Source organism: Sphingobacterium puteale, assembly GCF_003627955.1.
GTDB classification, from domain to species: domain Bacteria; phylum Bacteroidota; class Bacteroidia; order Sphingobacteriales; family Sphingobacteriaceae; genus Sphingobacterium; species Sphingobacterium puteale.
The window spans coordinates 224,386-245,267 of sequence record NZ_RBWS01000004.1 but is presented as its reverse complement, the minus strand read 5'-3'; the positions used below and the strand labels follow the sequence as shown (position 1 = coordinate 245,267).

16 protein-coding genes are annotated in these 20,882 nt (G+C 41.2%); 6 read left to right on the top strand and 10 right to left on the bottom strand.

Translation table 11 applies throughout. From position 1 onward, the window contains the following. Positions 1-44: 44 nt before the first annotated feature. Positions 45-1,286, top strand: a complete 1,242-nt coding sequence (locus D7322_RS05055; RefSeq protein ID WP_121122133.1) for a YaiO family outer membrane beta-barrel protein — start codon at positions 45-47, stop codon at positions 1,284-1,286. Here D7322_RS05055 and D7322_RS05050 read toward each other — a convergent pair. The 9 genes from D7322_RS05050 to D7322_RS05010 all read right to left on the bottom strand — a co-directional run bounded on the left by D7322_RS05050 (position 1,283) and on the right by D7322_RS05010 (position 15,206). Continuing rightward, on the bottom strand, positions 1,283-4,705 hold the full coding sequence (locus D7322_RS05050) for a sulfatase-like hydrolase/transferase (RefSeq protein ID WP_121121891.1): 3,423 nt from the start codon (positions 4,703-4,705) through the stop codon (positions 1,283-1,285). The two genes, D7322_RS05055 and D7322_RS05050, sit on opposite strands and share 4 nt — an antisense overlap. Beyond that, positions 4,699-5,769: a HEAT repeat domain-containing protein gene (locus D7322_RS05045; RefSeq protein WP_121121889.1), complete on the bottom strand. Its 1,071-nt coding sequence runs from the start codon at positions 5,767-5,769 to the stop codon at positions 4,699-4,701. The genes D7322_RS05050 and D7322_RS05045 overlap by 7 nt, the downstream gene beginning before the upstream one ends. 6 nt (positions 5,770-5,775) lie before the next feature. Further along, complete coding sequence (locus tag D7322_RS05040; protein WP_121121887.1) at positions 5,776-6,132, bottom strand: response regulator transcription factor; 357 nt, start codon at positions 6,130-6,132, stop codon at positions 5,776-5,778. Positions 6,133-6,136: 4 nt separating this feature from the next. Beyond that, complete coding sequence (locus D7322_RS05035; RefSeq protein WP_121121885.1) at positions 6,137-10,051, bottom strand: response regulator; 3,915 nt, start codon at positions 10,049-10,051, stop codon at positions 6,137-6,139. Positions 10,052-10,377: 326 nt separating this feature from the next. Next, positions 10,378-11,532: a TIGR03364 family FAD-dependent oxidoreductase gene (locus D7322_RS05030; protein WP_121121883.1), complete on the bottom strand. Its 1,155-nt coding sequence runs from the start codon at positions 11,530-11,532 to the stop codon at positions 10,378-10,380. 18 nt (positions 11,533-11,550) lie between these two features. Continuing rightward, complete coding sequence (locus tag D7322_RS05025; RefSeq protein WP_121121881.1) at positions 11,551-12,891, bottom strand: DUF5690 family protein; 1,341 nt, start codon at positions 12,889-12,891, stop codon at positions 11,551-11,553. A gap of 193 nt (positions 12,892-13,084) precedes the next feature. Beyond that, a complete protein-coding gene (locus D7322_RS05020) occupies positions 13,085-13,663 on the bottom strand; it encodes a helix-turn-helix domain-containing protein (protein ID WP_108632044.1) in 579 nt (192 codons plus the stop codon). Between the two features lie 121 nt (positions 13,664-13,784). Then, on the bottom strand, positions 13,785-14,609 hold the full coding sequence (locus D7322_RS05015; protein WP_121121879.1) for a glycoside hydrolase family 16 protein: 825 nt from the start codon (positions 14,607-14,609) through the stop codon (positions 13,785-13,787). Positions 14,610-14,723: 114 nt separating this feature from the next. Continuing rightward, entirely contained in the window at positions 14,724-15,206 is a 483-nt protein-coding gene (locus tag D7322_RS05010; protein ID WP_121121877.1) for a nuclear transport factor 2 family protein, read from the bottom strand. Between the two features lie 398 nt (positions 15,207-15,604). Here D7322_RS05010 and D7322_RS05005 point away from each other — a divergent pair, with 398 nt between their 5' ends. The 3 genes from D7322_RS05005 to D7322_RS04995 are packed head-to-tail and all read left to right on the top strand — an operon-like array spanning position 15,605 to position 17,504. Continuing rightward, entirely contained in the window at positions 15,605-16,537 is a 933-nt protein-coding gene (locus tag D7322_RS05005; protein ID WP_121121875.1) for a ring-cleaving dioxygenase, read from the top strand. 35 nt (positions 16,538-16,572) lie between these two features. After that, the gene (locus D7322_RS05000) at positions 16,573-16,872 is read left to right on the top strand and encodes a GNAT family N-acetyltransferase (RefSeq protein WP_121121873.1); all 300 of its coding nucleotides are present in this window, start codon (positions 16,573-16,575) and stop codon (positions 16,870-16,872) included. An 11-nt stretch (positions 16,873-16,883) separates the two neighbouring features. Then, positions 16,884-17,504, top strand: coding sequence for an alpha/beta hydrolase (locus D7322_RS04995; RefSeq protein ID WP_121121871.1), 621 nt, complete (start codon positions 16,884-16,886; stop codon positions 17,502-17,504). Positions 17,505-17,682: 178 nt separating this feature from the next. Here the strand turns inward: D7322_RS04995 and D7322_RS04990 are convergent, their stop codons facing one another. Continuing rightward, positions 17,683-18,966, bottom strand: coding sequence for a Gfo/Idh/MocA family protein (locus D7322_RS04990; RefSeq protein WP_121121869.1), 1,284 nt, complete (start codon positions 18,964-18,966; stop codon positions 17,683-17,685). A gap of 384 nt (positions 18,967-19,350) precedes the next feature. Between D7322_RS04990 and D7322_RS04985 the strand changes: the two genes are divergently transcribed. Continuing rightward, on the top strand, positions 19,351-19,542 hold the full coding sequence (locus D7322_RS04985; RefSeq protein WP_077434921.1) for a cold-shock protein: 192 nt from the start codon (positions 19,351-19,353) through the stop codon (positions 19,540-19,542). 194 nt (positions 19,543-19,736) lie between these two features. Next, complete coding sequence (locus D7322_RS04980) at positions 19,737-20,867, top strand: DEAD/DEAH box helicase (protein WP_121121868.1); 1,131 nt, start codon at positions 19,737-19,739, stop codon at positions 20,865-20,867. The last annotated feature ends 15 nt before the right edge of the window (positions 20,868-20,882 follow it).

Sequence of the window (20,882 nt, the reverse complement as noted above, 5' to 3'; positions counted from 1 at the left end):
AGTTTATATATTAGCAAGCTAAAATGTCAACTATACAATCTGGAATGAAAAAAGTAATCTATCCGTTACTATCCCTCGCTTTATTACCTTTATTTTCAACTGCCCAAGAGACAAAAATCACTGCTGATGATCTCTTTGCCAAAGCGCGCAAAGTAGCCTTTGATTCAAAAGATTATCCGCAGGCCATTCGATTATCGAAACAGGCATTGCTACAGGCACCAGATTATACAGACATCAGCATTTTCCTCGGACGCCTTTACACTTGGTCGGACAAGATTGACTCCGCCCGGACACTCTTTAATGAGCTGGATTTAAAAGACACGAAAGATGAAGACTTCTTTTTAGCCTATGCCGCGCTGGAGTACTGGAACGACCGGGCTGAGAAAGCCAGCCAGCTGACCGACAAAGGGCTGGGTTTTCATCCACAATCACAGGATCTGCTTTTGTTAAAAGCGAAGATCAACTATAGCGCCAGTCACTACGAGGTCGCCGAAAACGCTGTCCATCAACTCCTCAAAATCGATCCAAAGAATGCGGAAGCGAGATCTTTGGCCAAAAACATTGAGGAATATACCGCTAAAAACGCCATTGGCCTAACCTATAATTTCGTCTATTTTGACAAGCAGTTTGACAATAACTGGCACATCGTTGGCCTGAGCTATAAACGTGCTACTCCCATCGGATCTGTGATCTTTAGAACAAATTATGCGAATAAATTTGCGGAGAACGGTGTACAGTTTGAAATGGAAGCTTACCCACGACTGTCCGAGTTGTTTTATCTCTATGTTGGAGCAGCTTACTCCAATAATGTGGGCATATTTGCCAAATACCGTACAGGTGTCTCCTTATACGCCAACTTACCGCATAGTTTTGAAGGGGAAATTGGGTACCGGCAACTCTATTTCAGCGACAATATCTGGATGTATACAGCTTCTGTCGGAAAATACTACCAAAATTTCTGGTTCAATCTGAGAACATACCTCACTCCCGGCGAGAAGAATATTTCCCAATCTTATACCGGCACAGTGCGCTACTATACAAAAGGTGCAAACGATTACTTCGGATTTAGTGCCGGGACAGGTTTGAGTCCCGAGGAAAACCGGAATAATCTATTGGACAACGCTCCATACAAATTAAAGACATTCAAAGTAGGTGCTGAGTACAATTTCTCGGTCAAACAAAGTAACCTATTCTCGATCTCGGGCACCTATTATAACCAAGAATTCCGACCAAAAGAAAAAGGAAACCAACTGGATATCATTCTGGGTTATATCCGCAAATTTTAGTCTTTTTTCAAAGACCCAAAATAATTGGCATAAACACTGTCTGGTAACAACCGTTTTTGAGTATAAAATAATTTGTTCTTGCGCTTGAACAATTCAAAGTGCTTTGACAATTCTTCTTTTGCATCATCCGAGGCAATATCCTCATCGAGCCTTCCGTCCAATCTATACAATTGTCCCTCAGATAGGTGATAATTGCCGCGCACAAAATCGTTCAACTGATTTTTGCTCTGCATCATCCCAATCCCTTCTCCTTTTGCCAACGCACCTTTATCAAGACCATGACCGATCCATGTCACTTGACGGGGAGTTTTTATGGCAAAATTTTCACGGTAATAGGCCAGCAACGAAGGGGCCACATCAAAATGGCTCACAAAATTGTGAAAGGTCTTGGGTTCTTTTAAAAGCGGCGAATAAATCAATAATGGCACATGATAACGGTCGATTTTGCTTTGCAAAGGAATCTCCGGCATGGCGTGGTCTCCTGTAATAACAAAAATGGTATTTGCAAAATCCGGCCTTTTTTTATATTCCTTAAAAAACTGTTCCATTGCATCATCCAAATTTAAGACCGAAACAAGCTGGGCCCGGTTTTCCAGAGCCCACTTTTTTTGTGTCGGCGACAGCTCCGCGGATGCAATTCGCTGTTCAAATAACTGCTCATAATGGGCTGTGTTATTAATCAAAAATGGATTGTGTGTAGACAGTGTCAGCAGGACGTGGAAATAGGGATTCTCCTGCACTTTTTGTACTTCTAGCAATTTACTAAACACGGCCTGATCTTCATATCCCCAACTTTCACCCCCCTTTTCCGGTAATTTTTTATACGGTGGACCAAAAGCATCCTGGTCAATGAGCTTATCGATTTGATTATAGTCCATGAATTTTTTCATGAAATCGAAATTAGAATGACCACCATAGAAAAATCCCGTATTGAAACCATTGTGCTTCAGAATATTGAACAGGTTAAAGTGATCTGGCAATGTATCCTGTTCGAGGAAACCATGCACGGCGAAAGGCAATGAACCGGTTAGGGTAGGCAATACGGAAAATGTCCGTCCGGAGGAACTTATATTATTATCCCAATACAAAGATTGTTTTTTTAATGTGCCTATAAATGGCGTAAAGTTACCAATATAGCCATTTTCTGAACTATAGGCATGTCCTAAACCTTCAATAACAAGGATAACCAAATTCGGCGCCTTTGCCGTCTTCTTTAAATAAGCTCCCAGAAAATCTTTGGTATCTTCAGCTTTCAAAAAAGGAAATTTACTATCCAACACCTTTGGATCCACATCATCTTGATACAGGGCAGCCAACATTCCGGGACGTTCCTCTACATAATCTGATAAATTGGATTCAAAAAAATACCGCCATTTGCTACGGCTTGCATTGGCCACAAATTCGTCTTTTGCCGAAGCATTTCCCAAAATCGAAGCCGAAGAAATAAAACAGGATACAAAGCCCAAAGACAGGCATGCAATGCCCACATAAACCTTTTTAAAAGTCTGTTTATTGGCCATCCAAAGGGGAACCCAGGCAATCACAATCAATAGTAAAAGCAAAGCGATATTTGTAAAATTCAACATGCCGCTGGCTTCCAAAATCTGCTTCATCTCTTCGGAACTGTAATAAAACATATCTGCTCCGAGCAAATTTCTCGATTCTCCGAAATACAAAAACAGGATAAATTGGATGACAACAATAGCTGAAAGCGACAGCACCGACAGGATCCTTGCCCAGAAGCTGCTTAAAAACTGAAGCAATAAATACCCGATACCCACACAGCCCAATACCTGGAAAGCAAAAAGCAGGTTATCTACAAGAAGGTATTTCCCTGCCCCCGCTTCGGCAAGCTGGGCAAAACGTCGGCCATACCACCACCATTCTATTCCAATGGACAACATATACAGCACAAAGAAAACCAGCATGACAGGACCTATTCCCCGCAATGCCGAAATTAACCGCTTTCCAATGTATGTCCACACCGACTCATTCACCTCTTTTTGCTGAAAGCCTTGTCTTGTCATTTCACCCCAGCCATGTTGCTTGCGAAAGTAATCAACCACGCCCTGGACACCGGCTTTAACGACAATGGGGTGAAAATATAGCGGTTCAAGAACAGCGGTTGCAATTAAGGTGGAGAGCTCTCGTTTCCTTGTATAAACCTGATGACTAACAAGATCAATCAAGATGGCATAGATCGAATATAAAATTCCAGAAGCAATGACCAACGCAAACAAGGCGAGGAAGAAGGGCCAGTTAATAATTCCTAAAATAAAAAAGATCACGAAAACGATGTAACCCGTAAACTCGACAATAGGGCCCAAAAACTCAAAGAAAAACCAATAAGGCATACTGATCATACCAAAACGGCCATATCGTGGGTTAAACATCAGCTTGCGGTGCTTCCACAAGGTCTCCATGGTACCTCTCATCCAACGATTACGCTGTTTACGCAAGACCTCTTTTGACTCCGGCACTTCTGTCCAGCACAAGGGATCCGGAATATTAACGACTTCATAGGCCTGTTTCTGTTCTTCCATATAGCGTCGCATACGAACAACAAGTTCCATATCCTCACCCACCGTATTTCTGTCATAACCACCGCAAGCCAAAACGATCTGACGATCAAAAGCCCCAAATGCCCCAGAAATCAATATCAATCCGGAAGCCCTGGACCAAGCCATCCGACCCAAAATAAAGGCACGGATATATTCCAAAGCTTGTGTTCGTCCCAACCAGGACTTCGGAAGATTCACATCCCTCACAGAGCCATTCACCACATTGCAATTATTGGCCAAACGTATTACGCCACCACAGGCGATAACGCGTTTGTCTGTTTGTTCCAAAAATGGCTTAGCCAATTTCAAGATCGCATCCTGTTCCAGAATACAATCCACGTCAATACAGACGATATAATCACCAGCAGAAATATTAACACCAACATTGAGTGCATCCGCTTTACCACCATTCTCTTTATCGACAACGATAAGTTTTTTAAAGGCTGGATTTTTACTTTTATAGATTCCTCGGATTGCCTTGGTTTCAATATTTCCCTGCACGAAAAATGAAGTAGGTTCGAGCTCATAGGCCGCAATCAATTTCTGCATGGAATCATCCTTGCTCCCGTCATTCACAATGATAATTTCCAAATTATGGTAATATAGGGATAGTAAAGAGCGTACATTCTCGATGATGGTCATGCCCTCGTTGTAGGCTGGTGCAATCAGACTGAAGGTAGGTGCATTGGGATTGGTGGCGATAATACCATAATCGGTAAATGCATTTTTATGTTTATAACGAAATACTCCTCCATAGGCATATAGACCTATCCATGTATAGATAATAAATAGAGCTGCAGAATAAAGCAAAAATAGCCAAACTACAATTTCATAGACGATATGGGAGAATTCTAACATTTTTTCTCTTGCAAAGCGTGTTTAATAATCTGTATAAGTTCGTCGTAAGTATCTGTCCTTTGCGAAATTTCGCGTAGATATTGCTCTTCGCCTAAAACCACGAGCACCTCAGCCGCCGAAATTTTAATCGAGGTCTCGGGATGATCCAGCAATTGTTTCTTCAAAAAGTCCTCACTTTCCTTGCTTCTGGCCACCTTCATGGATTTCAAAATTTCAAGCTTGACTTCAATGGGCTGTTGATCGAAGCATGTTATAAACTGTCCGATCGTCGCGCTGTTTTCAATGGCTTGCATTGTCCGTATTGCCTGTACACGAACAGACGTGGCAACATGATCAAGTAACGCATAGATCGCCGGATAAAATGCCATCAGTCTAAACTTACGGATAAGACGTAAGGTAAATATAACGACCGAATCATTTGTGCTCTTTAGCCAGGTGTAAACCTGAACATCTGAAAGTTCAGGTATATGATGAATTGAGGACAGTAGGCGTAGTTGCTGCCAGTCTGATAGCGGTTTATCAAAATGAGTCAGAAATTCCAGGCCTTCATAACCCAAGAAAGTCACCATGGCATATTGTGCTTCTTGATAAACTAGGGCACGATCATCCTTTAGTTTAGCTTTTATCTCCGGAATTGCTGCTTCAATATTCATCTCAGCCAGTTCCTGTATACCGCCAGCCACGAGATAGGCTTTCCGTTGTCGTAGTCTTCGCCAGGCTTCGTCTTCCAATTTAAAATCAAAAAACAACCCATCGATGGCTTTTTTGGCTGCCCCTGAAAATTTTCGGCCAGAATCCACCAATATCTCCAAAAAAAGTACACGAAATGAAGACTCCTTTAGATATCTGCTGAACTCCCGGTTTTGTTCGTCATTCCCATCGCTTCCCACGATCGTCTCCATAATCTTATACTCAATGATCTGTCTCCAGGTGTGTCGATTGTGTAAGATTCTATAACTATAAAAGCTATAGCCCAACACCGTAATAATCAGCAGCAGAACCAGAATCAAGACGACGATAATCGCCAGGATAAGCTCGTGCAGGACAATAGAAGGGAAACTCATCGCAGTCTATTTATTTGTTAAGCGTTTTATTCTCAGAATCAGTTCGTTTGGACTAAATGGTTTAACCATAAAATCCGATGCACCTAGGTCAAAGGCATCAACAACCACTTCTTCCTGTCCCATGCTGGATAACACAATGACAGGGACTTTTTTTCCATGGCGTTTGATCGCCGAAAGAATTTCAATGCCCGATGCAAATGGCATCATGATATCCGTTACAACCAGATCAAAATCCAATTCCTCAATCTTTTCAATAGCTTCCTGCCCATTTCTGGTCAAAACAACCTCGTGTCCTTCCTTTACTAGCTTGTGTTCTACAGTGCGCAAAATTAGCTCGTCGTCTTCGGCAATTAAAATCAACATACTCCTATTTATTTAAAATTTTTGCAATCAAACCCAAACCGACCTCCATTTCTTTTTCGATAAGGGCAAAAGCTTTTGACAGATCAGTGTCAAATGAAATATTGGCTTCCAGTTCGTTTGTTAACTGGGCCAGCTTAATGAGTCCGGCAGTTGAAGAAGTTCCCTTTAATTTGTGTAAAAGCTCCTTGATACGCTTCCAATCATTTTCCCTTTTTGCTTCGGTGATCTGTATTCTCGAGGATGTAATTTCCTTGATCACCAAGTCGAGGAAAAAGGATAAAAATGCAGGATCATCGCCTGCCTGCTCCTGCAGACGTCGCACATCCAAATGTGCGGCCAGATCAACTGCTTCAATTTCCGGCGTTTCAGAAACTTCCACAGATAACATTGCCTGCTGCAAGGCATTAAACAAATCTTTCTGCCGGATAGGTTTAGCTAAAAAGTCAGACATGCCAGCTTCTAAACAGCGTTCCTTTTCCCCCGAAACATTACCAGCAGTGATACCGATAATAGGCGTATCTTGATATTGTTTCATCTGACGGATCTGTTTTGTTGCTTCGATACCGTCAACTTCCGGCATCTGCACATCCAGCAGGATAAGATCGAAATGTACTTCCTCACATGCCTGAATTGCGTCCGCGCCATTTGACACTTCTGTTAAATTAGCATCGGGCATAATACTGGCCATCATTCTTACATTCAAAGCCATGTTTACCGCATTGTCATCAGCCAGTAGTACCCGAATTCCCCTACCATAGGATTCCGTAGGCAGGGATAGATTTGCTTTCGCCTGTCCCAGCTCTTCTTTATTCTGTTGGATCGCCCTACGCAAGGTTTGATACAACTCATCCGATTTAATGGGTTTCAGCAGGCAAAACGAACGTTCCTCCTGTCTAAATGCCGAAATTACCTCATGTTCTTCAGAAGATGTATGCAATACAATCAACGGGATCGCCTCTCCCTGTTTTCGAAAGAGCTCCTTAATCTTTTCAATGGTTTCAAGCCCCGATAAAATCGGCATATGATAGTCCATTAAAATCACATCAAAGCGTTCCCCTTTCATTAGCAACTGCAATGCTTCCATACCATTTTCGGCCAGAACAGATTCAACCTGTTTGTAAGTCAGCATGTGTTGCAGAATAATACGATTGTTGGCATTATCGTCCACCACGAGCGCCCTATTTAATGGTAAATCGGCATCTTGATTTTCCATTTCTTCACAGGGAACTTCAATGTCAAAGTAGAACGTTGATCCTTTGCCCAATTGGCTGGTCAAGTTCAGCTTACTCCCCATATACTTTAATAAATTATTGGAGATAGTCAATCCAAGCCCAGTTCCACCATATCGTTTGCTGACGGAACTGTCCTCCTGCGTGAAAGCGTCAAAAATACGCTGCTGTTTCTCTTCAGGAATTCCAATCCCCGTATCACGTACTTCAAAACGCAGGCTTAGCTTGTCGCTGTCATGATGGAGTCTGCTTATTTTAAACTCGATTTCTCCCTGCTCCGTAAACTTAACCGCGTTGCCCAATAAATTAATAAGGACTTGTTTAATGCGCGCCTCATCAACCCATACAAAAGCCGGCAATCCTTGCTCAATATTCAAAAGCAATTCGACTTCTTTTCTTTGAGCCTGGTATAATACGACATTGATCACTTGGTTTGCGATATCGTATACATTATGCTTATCAACAAACAGTTCCAGTTTTCCGGACTCGATCTTCGAAAAGTCCAGAATATCGTTGATAATATTCAATAAGCTATTGCCAGATTCATTAATATAGCCCAAGTACTGCATTTGCGTATCATTCAGCGGAGTTTTCAATAACAAATCCGAGAATCCGATCACACCATTTAATGGCGTTCGGATTTCGTGACTCATATTGGCCAAAAATTCAGACTTGGCTTTACTCGCCAGATCTGCCATTTTTTTTGCAAGTTTTAACTCCTCATTTATTTGGACAGATTCCGTGATATTTTGCGTGAAAATAATAATTCCCCCAATGCTGCCATCTGTCAGATGCCAAGGCCGTACTTCCCAGTTAAAGTGTTGTGGTTCGGCGATTCCGCCGACCTGAATAACTTCGTCTATATTCTTATAGGAGATGCCCTGCAGTGCATCTTGATAGATTTTCTTCCGCTGGGCCGGAATATCCGGAAAAAGTTCAAACAGATTTTTAGTGAGCAATTGATTTTCATCCTTATGAAAATCTTCAATCCATTGATTGCTCAGCGAAACATAATTAAAATCGCGGTCGAACATCGCAACGGACGCAGGTACGTAATTTACAAACGCACGCAACATGGATTCTTTACGTTCCAATTCAAGATACAGCGATTTACTCTTATCAATATCCTGAATGATACCAAATACACGCTTACAGACATCATTCTCAAATTCAGGGATTCCTTTTACCCTGACCCAGATTGTTTCTCCATTCTGTTTTAACAGGCGAAGTTCCGTATCATAGGGTTTTCTATTACGGACCGATTCTTCGAATATATGCCTCAGTGCTACTTGGCTATCCGGCTCATAAAAGCCAATAGCATGTTCAAAATCAGGTGTAAAATGCGGATCAACACCGTGAATTAATTTCGTTGAGTCTGACCAGTAGACTTTATTTTCTGCAAGGTTTACTTCCCATCCACCGACTTGAGCGACAGCATTGGTCTGTTCCAGGATCTGTTTGGTATGCCGCAGATCATTTTCAAGGCGCAGACGATCGGTCATATTCAATGCCGTACTGACCACATAGGGTTTGCCCTCTTCATCCACTTCGACTATATTATGATAAAGCCAGGAAATACTTTCACCGTCCTTTGTCTGTAGAACCATCATCGCGGAATCTTCTTTATTCTGCGCGATTCGCTTCAGGTATTCTTCAACCAGTCCCACATGGTGTGGCGGAACCAATTTTTTCAGGTTGAGCGATTTAACCTCATGCTGTTCATATTTCAACACCGCCCTACCTTTTTCATTGACCGCCAGAATATTACCCTCCATATCATGCATGCTCATCAAACCAATGGCATTTTCAAAAAAACTTCGGAAGCGACGTTCCGAATTTTCCAGCTTCATTTTTTCCTGAAGCTCTTGTGTCACATTACGCCCAAAGGCTAAAATTTCATGATTGATCGCATCATACTTAAAATGCCATTCGATAATGACCTCAGAGCCATCCCCCAGAGGTGTTAATGAGGTGGATTGAATCCCGTAATCCGCCGTCACTATCCGCTTCAAATCGGAAGCCAGCGTTTTCGTATCATCTTGCAATAACGTCAGTAAGGACTGTCCGATACTTTCTGATCTTGAAATCCCCAATACGTTGGTAAAAGCGGGATTAACATCTTTAATTTGGCAGTCTTGGTCTAACACACAAATGACGTTATTTGTCAGCTGAAAGATTTCGGAGAAATATCCGGCCTGTCGCTTTCTTTTCTTTCCAAGAAGAATTTTGGTCACACCTACTCCCAGCTCTTCCAATAAATGTTTCTGCCTGTCAGAAAGCGACTTGGGCTGAAAATCTATCACACAAATAGTTCCCAATACATCCCCGTCCTCATCCATTAGCGGCACCCCGGCATAAAAACGAATATTGCCTTCCCGTATCAGCGGATTGGAGGATGAGCGCGGATCTTCAAAGGTATCCTCTATGACAAGTAGCTCTGTGCTCATGATCGTATACTGACAGACGGTATTCTTTCTTTCGACAGTATCCAGTTCCATGCCGACACAACTCTGTATACGTTGTGTTTGCTCTTCCATCATGGCAATTAGTGCAGCAGGGGAATCCGTAATCAAGCAGGCAGCCTGTGCAAACACGTCCAATTCCGGGTCTTTCCCTAGCCCCATTAACTCATAGGACTTTAATTTCTCTATCCTTCGCCATTCATTTTCAGGGAAATTCTGATTTGTCATAAGCTGCTGTCCGTTACTTTTGGTTTATTATGCCTGTGAAGTTAATAAAAACATTATTGAACACATAACCAATAAGGAAATATCATTGAATCATACTTATTTGATAAACAACGATAACGCTAAATTGTTGCTATCGGACATAGAAGATTGGCCAAAAATAAATGTCCTTCTGCTTTTCAAATTCCTAATAATTAATTTTATTTAAACCCACATCACCGAACCGCGCCTCTTTTTTTCTCATACAACAACTGCAGATTGCAGGATAAAGCCTATAAAAAAAACGCCCTCCCGAAAAAAGGGAAGGCGTTTTTTATAAAAGAAATATCCTAAAAAAGCTTTTCAATACTTTGTTCGGCGTATCCGGCACTCGCCGTCATCCCTTTGCCGCCGATACCTGTACGTACATGGATGCGCGGACTGACATCAACTTCGAGCATATGATCTTTATGCTGTGCATAGAATCCTGACCAAGAAGAAGTAATCCAATCGTTCCGCATCGGAATAATACGATTTGCCTCGGCAATCATGAGGTCGTTGATGTAAGTGTCAACCGCAAAGCCTAAGTCGTCCAATCGATTCCCCGCCGCATATTCATGTGAATCTCCAACGATAATACTACCATCGGTGGCCTGTTTAAATAAAATATGTATTCCATATTTCCGCAGTTCATGATAATGCTCAGGTACGGGGATAGTCCCAAATGATGGACAATATTCTTCAAAGCTTTCATAACGACGAATCGTTAAACCGGTCAGGATATTTCCGGGCAGCTGAATCTGAGGTAACGGCTTGGTACGCATCATTTGCAATTTACTAATCTCGAGACCACTGTCATCAAACAATGAACGGTACAAGATCTTAAATTCGTACCCGTTGCAGATAATGATTTTCGCTCCCTCAAAAACTTCGAGGTTACTTGTTGTTAAGCTTGCCTGCTCATTACCATCTTCACAGGCAATAACAGTTGTGTCATATTTTAATGTATATTTTTCAAATTTTGCCTGCATAAAAATATGCAACTGGCGAATCATTGTTTCAGGTTCGACGCTCAGTTCCTGATCAAAAACAATAGCTTCTTGAACGTAATCGGCATGCATGGCGGGATACTTTGCCAAGATTTGCGCTTTGGACCAAAGCGCATGATCGTATCCTTTCGTTTGATAATGTGCAGACAACTCGTGAATGACCTGTATTTCATCAGTATCAGACGCAATATAAATACTGCCATTATTCCGAATGGAGATATCCATTTCCTGTTGGATGGATTGGTATATTTCCAGCCCCCGTACACCATAATCAAACCATTCACCTGCCATCCCAGATGGCACCACCTGACCGAAGTTGCGCACGGTAGACCCGACAGGAAAATTATCCTTTTCCAGCTGGAGCACACTTAACCCTTTTTTCAATGCATGATAGGCGTGAAAAGTCCCCAGAATACCACCTCCAACAATAATTAAATCGTATGTATTTGTTTTCATTCTTTAAAATAATTAGCATTAACTTATTTGCACTTCACCACTGTTCGCTTGCCAGGGCCGCAGCAATTCTTCGCCTTTCTTCGTTTTCATCTGTTCCTTCTTCCGAACAAAGTAAGCTAACGAAAAGATCGCCAGGATAGCACCTATAATGGAAGCTAGATAAACCAACTGGATGAAATAAGCGCCCCAAGTGACTGAATTTGGTAAAAATTCTTTATTCATTAAAATCAAAAAACTCCCTAAATAACCAACCGAATCAGCCATATACATGACAAAACCAATATTACTTTTTATGCGATAGGTCGCAATCATACGTTCAAAAAATATGGCATTATAGGGTATATAAGCCATATAAAGTCCCAATCCAACCAATAACATCCAACTGAGACCGCTGATCCAATGCATCGAGAATAAATAGGTCGAAATCCCGGCGGTCAAAAAGCCCAAAATAATCATGTAATGAATCAGCTTAAATGCTTTCAAATTGTCTTTTACCATAATTAAACAGCCGACTAAAATCAAGACAATAAGCGCAATGGTTCCATCGACTTTAGCGAATATCCCTGCTCCTTTCAGATGCAGCATTTGCCAGATTTCTATCTCAAAATTATCACGAACGTCACGTAAAATCGTCAACATTGTATAAATAATAATGGTTAACATAATGCCCGGCATAAATACCTTGAAGAAATGTTTACGCATACCGGCATCCATAGCGACACGTTCGGTCCGCAGCTGCTTATCTTGTGCTGTTGGCCCCGGGGCATTTTCAAGAATCCAGATACAAAGGACAAAAGGCATAAAAAAGAGCATCCCGGTGAAAAAAGGCATCCAGAATTCATTGACGTGGAAAGTGGACATAAGCCAGCGTCCTACTGTTTTAATAAAACCGGAAGCAAAAATCAAACTGACAGACATTACCGCACCCATAATTTCCGTATGTCGACGACCTTCCAGGTAGCTGAATACCAAACCCCAGACCATCCCCAACGGGAAACCATTGATAAAAAGAAAGAGTACATTCCATGGTTTAGGGAAAAGCGCAAAAGCCAATAAGCCAGTCCACGAAATACAAATTAAAGCAAGTAAGTAGCGTCCTCTATTCCGCTGCTTGCTCTCAGAAATAAATTTAATCCCATAGAATTTCGAAAACAGATAGCCCAACATTTGAACAATAACCATACACACTTTGTAATCTATACCCAAAATAGATTCATTGGCAAAAGCCGAAGCTGTAAATGATTTCCGGAATGAATACATACTTGTGTAACATAAAAATGCCGTAATAGCCAGTAAAATGGCTACCGACCGTTCGTCTAACCCCGCAATCCGCTCTTTTATTCGCTGGTTCAAATCCATGATTTAGAATTGTTGACGGACCTCATTGTCCGCAATCAAAAGTAAATTCTGGAAATTAACACAACACTAAACTTTTGTTAAGTATTTATAAACAAATATAAGTAACCGAATTGACATTGTACAGCCATCAATAAAAAAGCATCAATGAAAATTTTCATTGATGCTTTTTTATTGATGGACTACCCCGACAGAACTACCGTTTATTTTCAAAGAAATACACAATGAGCATGACTGCTTTTTCCTTCCCGACATTGCGCGGAGTATGTGAAAGCCGTCCATTAAAGAATATGGAATCCCCCTCCTCCAACCGAATGCTTTGATCCTGAAAGATATATTCAACTTGCCCGCTGATGATATATTTATATTCGTAGGCTTCCGTCTCCACCATTGGGCGCTGGGCATCAGGTTGCAGTTCCAAAAGCACAATATCCATGGTGGAACTCTCTATCGCGGAGGTGAAGATGCGTTTGTAATGAAATCCAAGGGCATGCTCTTTTTCAAAGGATGTATAGCTATCTTTTTTTCGAACGACGACCGGCCCTGCATCCAATTCGGAGTTGAAATCTTTAAAGAATTCATTCAGGTCAACATCCAGTGCATTAATAATATTAATTAACACCAACAGGGAAGGTATGGTCCGGTTATTTTCAATCTGCGAAATCAATCCTTTGCTTACTCCGGCTTTATCAGCAACTTCCTGTATGGTAATCCCCTTTTCTTTGCGGATTTCTTTTATTTTATGACTAATCTTAAATATTGTATTATCTTCCATAATTGGGATCAAAAATAAACATTATTTTTCTGCTTGGCATGTTAAGTTTTTGTCACTTAATTTCGACTAAAAACCACCTTAACGGTAGATGGTACCTCTTATAGATCTTGCTTCCTGTTTATTATTGGTAAACCTTGACCCAATCTATGCGCATTTCGACCGGTAGCTGTTTCAAATCCACTTCCCCTACCCAAGTTCCGCCAAGCTGCTGGTCAATTAACAGGTAAAAAGGTTGATCATAGGGCCATTGGGACGCATCGACACCAGTTATCCGTGGATAGGTAAATGTATCCACGCCATTCAGCTGAAACACAATCCGATCCGGATACCAGCTGATACCATAAACATTGTAGTCCCCCGCATTGACTTTTGCCGTTCCGGAATGTTTGGGATTATCCTTCTGTCCTAAATTCAAGGTGTAATGCGAATGAGTCGTTTGATAGATAATATTATCAAAATTAAGGTGCTCCATAATATCAATTTCACCGTTTCGCGGATACTGCCCGTATTTGTCCAACTCAGCCAGCATCCACATTGCCGGCCAGGCGCCTTGGGAACTGCCAAGTTTGGCTCTTATTTCAATGCGTCCATATTGAAAAGCAAATTTTCCTTTACTCCATATCCCGCCAGTGAGAAACGGTCGTGCATCTTTCTGCTGGTCGGTATTCTTGATCCCTTTTAGAATCAATTCTCCCTTTTCCCATCCAAAACAGGCATCATCTTGAGTCATATGCCGGTTCCAGTCTGCTCCCCCTGCCGGAATCCGGCTCCATTTGCTTGTATCCAAATTTGATGAGTTAAAATTCTCCTCCCACACAAGCTTCCATTTTTTTGTCTCCCGCCCGGGATTTTGTAAATACACCTGCGGATTTTCTTTTGGATTGTGATGAACGCTACAAGCGGAGATAAGGATATAAAAAAGGCCTGCACCTAAAATTCGCTTCATTTAGATTAATTATTTTCTGCTTTAATTACAATGCCATCGATCTGTCAATAACATAATAAATATAAGGCCTTTTTATAAAGGAATAGCATGATTGAACAAAAAACAACCGATATACTAAAACATGGGGTGACTATTGGCAGACTCTTTGGGTACATCCTGCTGTGTATCCCAGTGTTCAACAATCTTTCCGTTTTCTAAACGAAAGATATCTATCGTTGATTTCAGACTGCCATCAGCATTTTTATTTTTAAGGTGGATAAAAACCAGATCCCCATCGGAGGCAATATGCTGTACATCAATCTTGGTTTTTGGCTGCCCTTCAAACCATTTTGAAGCAGCTGCCTTAAATGCAGCGGCACCATCCGCTACTGCCGGATTGTGCTGGATATATTCCGGGGCAATAAAACGGTCAACGGCAGAAAGATCTTTATCTCCGAACATTTGCTGATAAAAGTCCAATACGATTCGTTTATTCTCCTTGTTGATATCCAACTGCGTCTGTCCTTTCTCCTCCTTAGCCTGTTGGCTCTGCTGACATCCCGTAAATAATAGCGCTACAATCGCTATTGACAACATAAAATTTCTGCTTGTTTTCATTATCTGAACCTAATTATAATATATAAAAGAACCTATTATATTCACTGCCCCCTATTTATTGTATCCAATAAACAACATTTGGCCCATAATTTTGTTTTCAAAGCAACCATCCTTCACCCCAATATGCCTCGAAAAATTATGGCATGATAATTGAAAATTACTTTACAGTATAAATTCAAAAATATACATTTCATAAATTTAGGTTAATAATTGGTTAGGTTAAAAACACCTGAGGTCACCCACTTCAGGTGTTTTTTTGTTTACGGGCCCGGTCCTATTAAAATTTACCAACAAATTAAAACAAAAAGTCAATTCTTGTTTTTATTAATCTAGTTCAATGATTTTGTTTTTCAGCTGCCGTAATTTTACAACAGTTAAGAAAATAAAAAAAAACAATTATGGATAATAAAATATTAGGACTGCATCATATTACCGCGATAGCTGATAATGCAAAACGAAATCTTGATTTTTACACAAAAGTCCTAGGACTTCGGCTTGTAAAAAAGACTGTCAATTTTGACGATCCTGGCACCTATCATTTTTATTTTGGCAATGAGCAGGGCAACCCGGGTACTATTCTTACATTTTTCCCTTGGGAAGGTATCGGTAAAGGTAAACAGGGCGCGGGAATGGCTACCCATATTGGCTATGCCGTCCCGGAGGGTAGCCTTATTTTCTGGAAAAACAGACTAAAAGAACACAATGTGCCTTTTTTGGAAGATGAAATTTTTGGTGAAAAATTGATCTCATTTACCGATCCGGATGGTTTACAACTACAGTTTATTGAACCGTTAGCTAAAGATAATAGAAGCGTATGGACGACAGCGGATATCAATCATGAAAATGCATTGAAGGGATTTCACAATATTACCCTGTCTTTAAGAGAGGCTGATCCAACACTCAAGGTTCTGACGGATATATTAGGATATTCCGTGCAGGGGCAGGAGAATGAACGCTATCGCTTGACTACCGACAGCATATCAACTGCGAACATCGTAGATATTGTTGCGGACCGGAATTTACCTTTTGGTCGTAATGCTGCCGGTACGAATCACCATGTCGCATTTCGGGTAAAAGATGATAACATCTTAATGGAATATCGCGAAAAAGTGCTTGCCGCAGGTCTGGATATTACACCTAAAATCAATCGGGACTACTTTTTCTCGCTTTATTTCCGTGAACCGGGAGGTGTTTTGTTTGAAATCGCAACAGACAACCCGGGATTTACTGTTGATGAGCCATTGGAAAGTCTTGGTACAGCACTTAAATTGCCAAAACAATACGAAAGTCATCGGTCGCAGATCGAAGCCTCTTTACCAAAAATAGATTAAGATCAACATAAACACTATTAATATACTGCAAAACAATGGAAAGAACAGAAATTGTACTGGATAAAAATCAGCGTGGTGAACTTCAATTATTCTCAGACGAGAAAAAAGCTGGCTTAATGAGCATCGCCATTATTGACGGACGATTGGTCGTCTACCATACCGAAGTCAATGAAGCCTTTGAAGGTCGAGGATTTGCAAAAATACTATTGGAAAAATTAGTGTCCTATGCACGGGAAAACGCGATGAAAATTGTGCCTTTATGTCCTTATGTAAATGCACAATTTCACCGTCACCCTGACACCTATGATGATGTATGGTTTAAGAAAACAGTATAGGAAGGGATATAATGAGTCATTCTAACAATATCAAAACAGCGGGGCATAGCCTGGAAAATGCGAAAAAAGCATTGATCATGATCCATGGCCGTGGCGGAAACGCAACAGATATCTTGAGTATGTCGGCTTATCTCAATGTAGGGGATTATGCCTTACTCGCACCGCAAGCTGACAATTACACCTGGTATCCAAATTCATTTATGGCCCCCGAACAAAGTAATGAGCCCTGGTTGAGTTCCGCTCTTGAAGTCATTGAAAATACCCTGCAGCTTGCTTTGGACAAAGGCTTACAAGCAGAAAACATCTATTTCTTTGGTTTCTCCCAGGGAGCTTGTCTGACGCTTGAATTCCTAGCGCGGAATGCCAGACGATATGGTGGCGCAGTCGCAATTATCGGCGGATTGATCGGTGAGCAAATTGATCCGGGTAAGTATATGGGAAACTTTGAGCAAACACCGATATTTATTGGCACCAGTGATCCAGATTTTCATGTGCCCCTGGAACGTGTCAACGCCAGCGTAAACATCCTTGAAGGCCAGCATGCGGACGTCAAACTTGCCGTATATCCCAATTTTGGTCACTCCATTAATCAGGAAGAGATTACCATCGCCAACAAGTTTGTCTTTCACTAAATGCATCCTGGCTTAAGTATCCTTATCGAAACAGAAATCAGCAGGCCGCTCAATATACGCGACATATCCTGGGTTTAAGCCGAAATAATTTTCAAAGCTTAAACCCAGGATATACTTTGGTACTCCCTGTCACTTAACGATTGATCCCTTTGCTCCGCAACTCTCTTTTTCTATATCCTTAGACTTTAGGGTATTTATAGCCGTTATGATAGACTGCAGCAAGGTATTTGTTTGCTTTTTCGTCATTAAAACGTTGCTTTTCGTTATTCCAATAGAGCTTTTGCCCTGTTCTATAGGCAATATTTCCCAATTGCGAAAAAATAGCAATATGGGCGCCGGCTTCAAGCGGGGCATTTAACAAGGCCGGATTTTTCTTACGAATGGCGTCCACGAAGTTGGCCATATGTTTTTCCAAACCGTTGTCTACGGAAGGCTGCAGGGCGACCGCCTCCATCCTTCCCTTTTCGGGAATGACTTCCCAGCCCCCGCGATTGAGTACCAAAGTTCCGTTATTGCCAATAAAAGCCACACCATGGTTGCGGTTATAAGGCCCTAAATCAATTCCTTTTGCATGCTCCCACTGAATATTAAAGTTGTCAAATTCATATACCGCGGTCATGGTATCCGGTGTTTCTCCGGCATCATCTGGAAAAGCAAATTTTCCACCGGAAGCCATGACGGATTTCGGGTCAGAAACTTTCATTCCGAGCAGGGCATAGTCCAGCATGTGTACCCCCCAATCCGTCATCAGACCGCCAGCGTAATCCCAAAACCACCGGAAGTTAAAATGAAAACGATTGATATTAAAAGGTCTTTTCGCGGCGGGACCCAACCAATCCATATAATGTACACCTGCGGGTATTGCCTCGTCCGGCTGAATCGGAATACTATTTTTCCAGCCTAGATAAGACCAAGCTTTGACCAAACGTATTTTACCCAGCTTACCCGAATGTACAAAATCAATGGCATCCTTAAAATGCTGCTGACTCCGTTGCCACTGACCTACCTGAACAATTGCATTATTTTTTGTTGCGGCTTGCAACATGAGCTGACATTCCCGAATAGAATTCCCAATGGGTTTTTCGACGTAGGTATGCTTCCCGGCATTCACCGCATCGATCATCTGTAGGCAATGCCAATGGTCAGGCGTACCTATAATCACCGCATCCACATCCGGACTAAGTAGCATTTTTTTATAATCGACATAGGTTGCAACCTTCATATTTCTATCCTGTAGCTCTTTCGCCCTTTTGCCTAAGATATTTTCATCTACATCACAAAGCGCTGTGCATATCACACCATCCTGCTTTAACAAAGCATTAAGGTCAGACCAGCCCATACCATTTACCCCGATCACGCCCACCCGGATCGGCTGATCAAATAAGCTGGATGCCTGGCTTTTGAGCATGAATGTAGAGGCGGCTAAAATACTGGAAGTTCGGATAAAGTCTTTTCTATTCATCACATGTTGGTTTATTATACACGAAGGTTTAAGTTTCCGATGAAATTACAAAATTCAATTTAAGCCTTACCCTAATCATTGTAAAATATATATCGACATTCAAACCTCTACACATTAAAGTCTCTTCGAGACAGCGAAAAATCGGACAAAATTATGGTATCTAAAAGCCTTACTCTACTATTTTCAGGAATACGGCTGTTACAGAAAAAGCCAAATACCCTAGGCATACTGACTTTCAATACCATATAAAAACAGGCCCTAACCCATTTGAAGATTGATTAGAGCTAAATAAACAGGAAGAAAGAAAAAAAACTTTGTTATTTTAACGAAAAATAAAAGATTAATCATTTATTATCCCTACCTTGCAGGACTTAATTAAAAATAATGAATACAGGTAAAATTAAATTTTTCAATGAAACTAAAGGTTTTGGTTTTATTACACCAGAGGATGGTAGTGCAGATGTTTTCGTACACGTTTCTGCTCTTAAGAACCAAGTATCTGAAGGCGACGTTGTAACTTATGATGTAGAAAGAACTCCAAAAGGAATCAACGCTACAAATGTAAAATTGGCGTAATCCAAAAAATACACTTTCTTGTTAATGGGGTAATTCTTAATGATTTATCCCATTTCTTTTTCGTATTCTTCCCTTGTTATTTTCAATGTACTTATTCATTTCGGGTATAATTAAGATACCTCTAATCAATTATTTGATACTATAGAAATAGCTAAAGGGTCTTCATTTACGCTTATTTTTCTGAATCATATTTAATGGAATTCAAACAACTCAATTTAATACCTCCTCTCCTCAAGGCAATCGCGGAAACAGGATATACAACCCCCACTGCAATACAACAAAAAGCGATCCCCGTTATATTAAGCGGCCAGGACCTTATTGGATGTGCACAAACAGGCACTGGTAAGACAGCGGCATTTGCCCTGCCCTTGTTGCAGCGTCTATCCGAGAAAAATGCACACGTGCAAGGTAAAGTAATGCCGATCCGTGCCCTGATCCTCACACCAACCCGTGAATTAGCCATACAGATCGGTGAGAATATCAATTTATATCGCAAACATCTAAAATTAAATTACTGCACCATTTTCGGCGGAGTCAATCAGGACAGACAGGTTAAAGAAATAAAAAAAGGAGTGGATGTTTTAGTAGCCACACCGGGCCGTCTTTTAGACCTGATGAATCAGAAACTGGTTTTCCTCGATAAAATAGAAGTATTGATCCTCGATGAGGCTGACAATATGCTCGACATGGGATTTATCCATGACATTAAAAAAATCCTGGCGAAGGTTCCCGAGAAAAGACAGACACTTTTTTTCTCCGCAACAATGCCGCCCAATATTCGCAAATTTGCACATGGCATCTTGCACAAGCCTGTCGAAGTGGACGTAACTCCGGTAAGTTCTACTGCTGAAAAGGTAAATCAGTCCGTATACTTTATTGAGAAAAAGGAAAAAATAAAATTGTTGACGAGTTTGCTTAAACAATTTAAGCAAGAACGTACGATTGTATTTTCACGTACAAAACATGGCGCTGATAAGATTGTCAAACTGTTGGCTAAAAATGGACTGCGTGCTGCTGCAATTCACGGCAATAAATCACAAAATGCCAGACAAAAGGCATTGGGGGAATTTAAAGAAGACCGGCTGAAAATTCTGATCGCTACTGATATTGCTGCACGCGGAATAGATATTGAACAATTGCCTATGGTCATCAATTATGACCTACCCAATGTACCTGAAACCTATGTGCACCGCATTGGGCGGACCGGTAGAGCGGGCCTGGAAGGAAATGCCATTTCTTTCTGCGATGTGGAAGAAAGACCTTATTTAAGCGATATTGAAAAATTGATCGGCTTAAAGATCAAAGTGAATAAGGCAGGAAAATAACTTTCCGCTTCATTC

What these genes read in the sequence shown, in the direction of transcription:
- D7322_RS05055 (WP_121122133.1), top strand. Translation starts at nt 45, where the DNA reads ATGAAAAAAGTAATCTATCCGTTACTATCCCTCGCTTTATTACCTTTA.
- D7322_RS05050 (WP_121121891.1), bottom strand. Translation starts at nt 4,705, where the DNA reads ATGTTAGAATTCTCCCATATCGTCTATGAAATTGTAGTTTGGCTATTT.
- D7322_RS05045 (WP_121121889.1), bottom strand. Translation starts at nt 5,769, where the DNA reads ATGAGTTTCCCTTCTATTGTCCTGCACGAGCTTATCCTGGCGATTATC.
- D7322_RS05040 (WP_121121887.1), bottom strand. Translation starts at nt 6,132, where the DNA reads ATGTTGATTTTAATTGCCGAAGACGACGAGCTAATTTTGCGCACTGTA.
- D7322_RS05035 (WP_121121885.1), bottom strand. Translation starts at nt 10,051, where the DNA reads ATGACAAATCAGAATTTCCCTGAAAATGAATGGCGAAGGATAGAGAAA.
- D7322_RS05030 (WP_121121883.1), bottom strand. Translation starts at nt 11,532, where the DNA reads ATGAAAACAAATACATACGATTTAATTATTGTTGGAGGTGGTATTCTG.
- D7322_RS05025 (WP_121121881.1), bottom strand. Translation starts at nt 12,891, where the DNA reads ATGGATTTGAACCAGCGAATAAAAGAGCGGATTGCGGGGTTAGACGAA.
- D7322_RS05020 (WP_108632044.1), bottom strand. Translation starts at nt 13,663, where the DNA reads ATGGAAGATAATACAATATTTAAGATTAGTCATAAAATAAAAGAAATC.
- D7322_RS05015 (WP_121121879.1), bottom strand. Translation starts at nt 14,609, where the DNA reads ATGAAGCGAATTTTAGGTGCAGGCCTTTTTTATATCCTTATCTCCGCT.
- D7322_RS05010 (WP_121121877.1), bottom strand. Translation starts at nt 15,206, where the DNA reads ATGAAAACAAGCAGAAATTTTATGTTGTCAATAGCGATTGTAGCGCTA.
- D7322_RS05005 (WP_121121875.1), top strand. Translation starts at nt 15,605, where the DNA reads ATGGATAATAAAATATTAGGACTGCATCATATTACCGCGATAGCTGAT.
- D7322_RS05000 (WP_121121873.1), top strand. Translation starts at nt 16,573, where the DNA reads ATGGAAAGAACAGAAATTGTACTGGATAAAAATCAGCGTGGTGAACTT.
- D7322_RS04995 (WP_121121871.1), top strand. Translation starts at nt 16,884, where the DNA reads ATGAGTCATTCTAACAATATCAAAACAGCGGGGCATAGCCTGGAAAAT.
- D7322_RS04990 (WP_121121869.1), bottom strand. Translation starts at nt 18,966, where the DNA reads ATGAATAGAAAAGACTTTATCCGAACTTCCAGTATTTTAGCCGCCTCT.
- D7322_RS04985 (WP_077434921.1), top strand. Translation starts at nt 19,351, where the DNA reads ATGAATACAGGTAAAATTAAATTTTTCAATGAAACTAAAGGTTTTGGT.
- D7322_RS04980 (WP_121121868.1), top strand. Translation starts at nt 19,737, where the DNA reads ATGGAATTCAAACAACTCAATTTAATACCTCCTCTCCTCAAGGCAATC.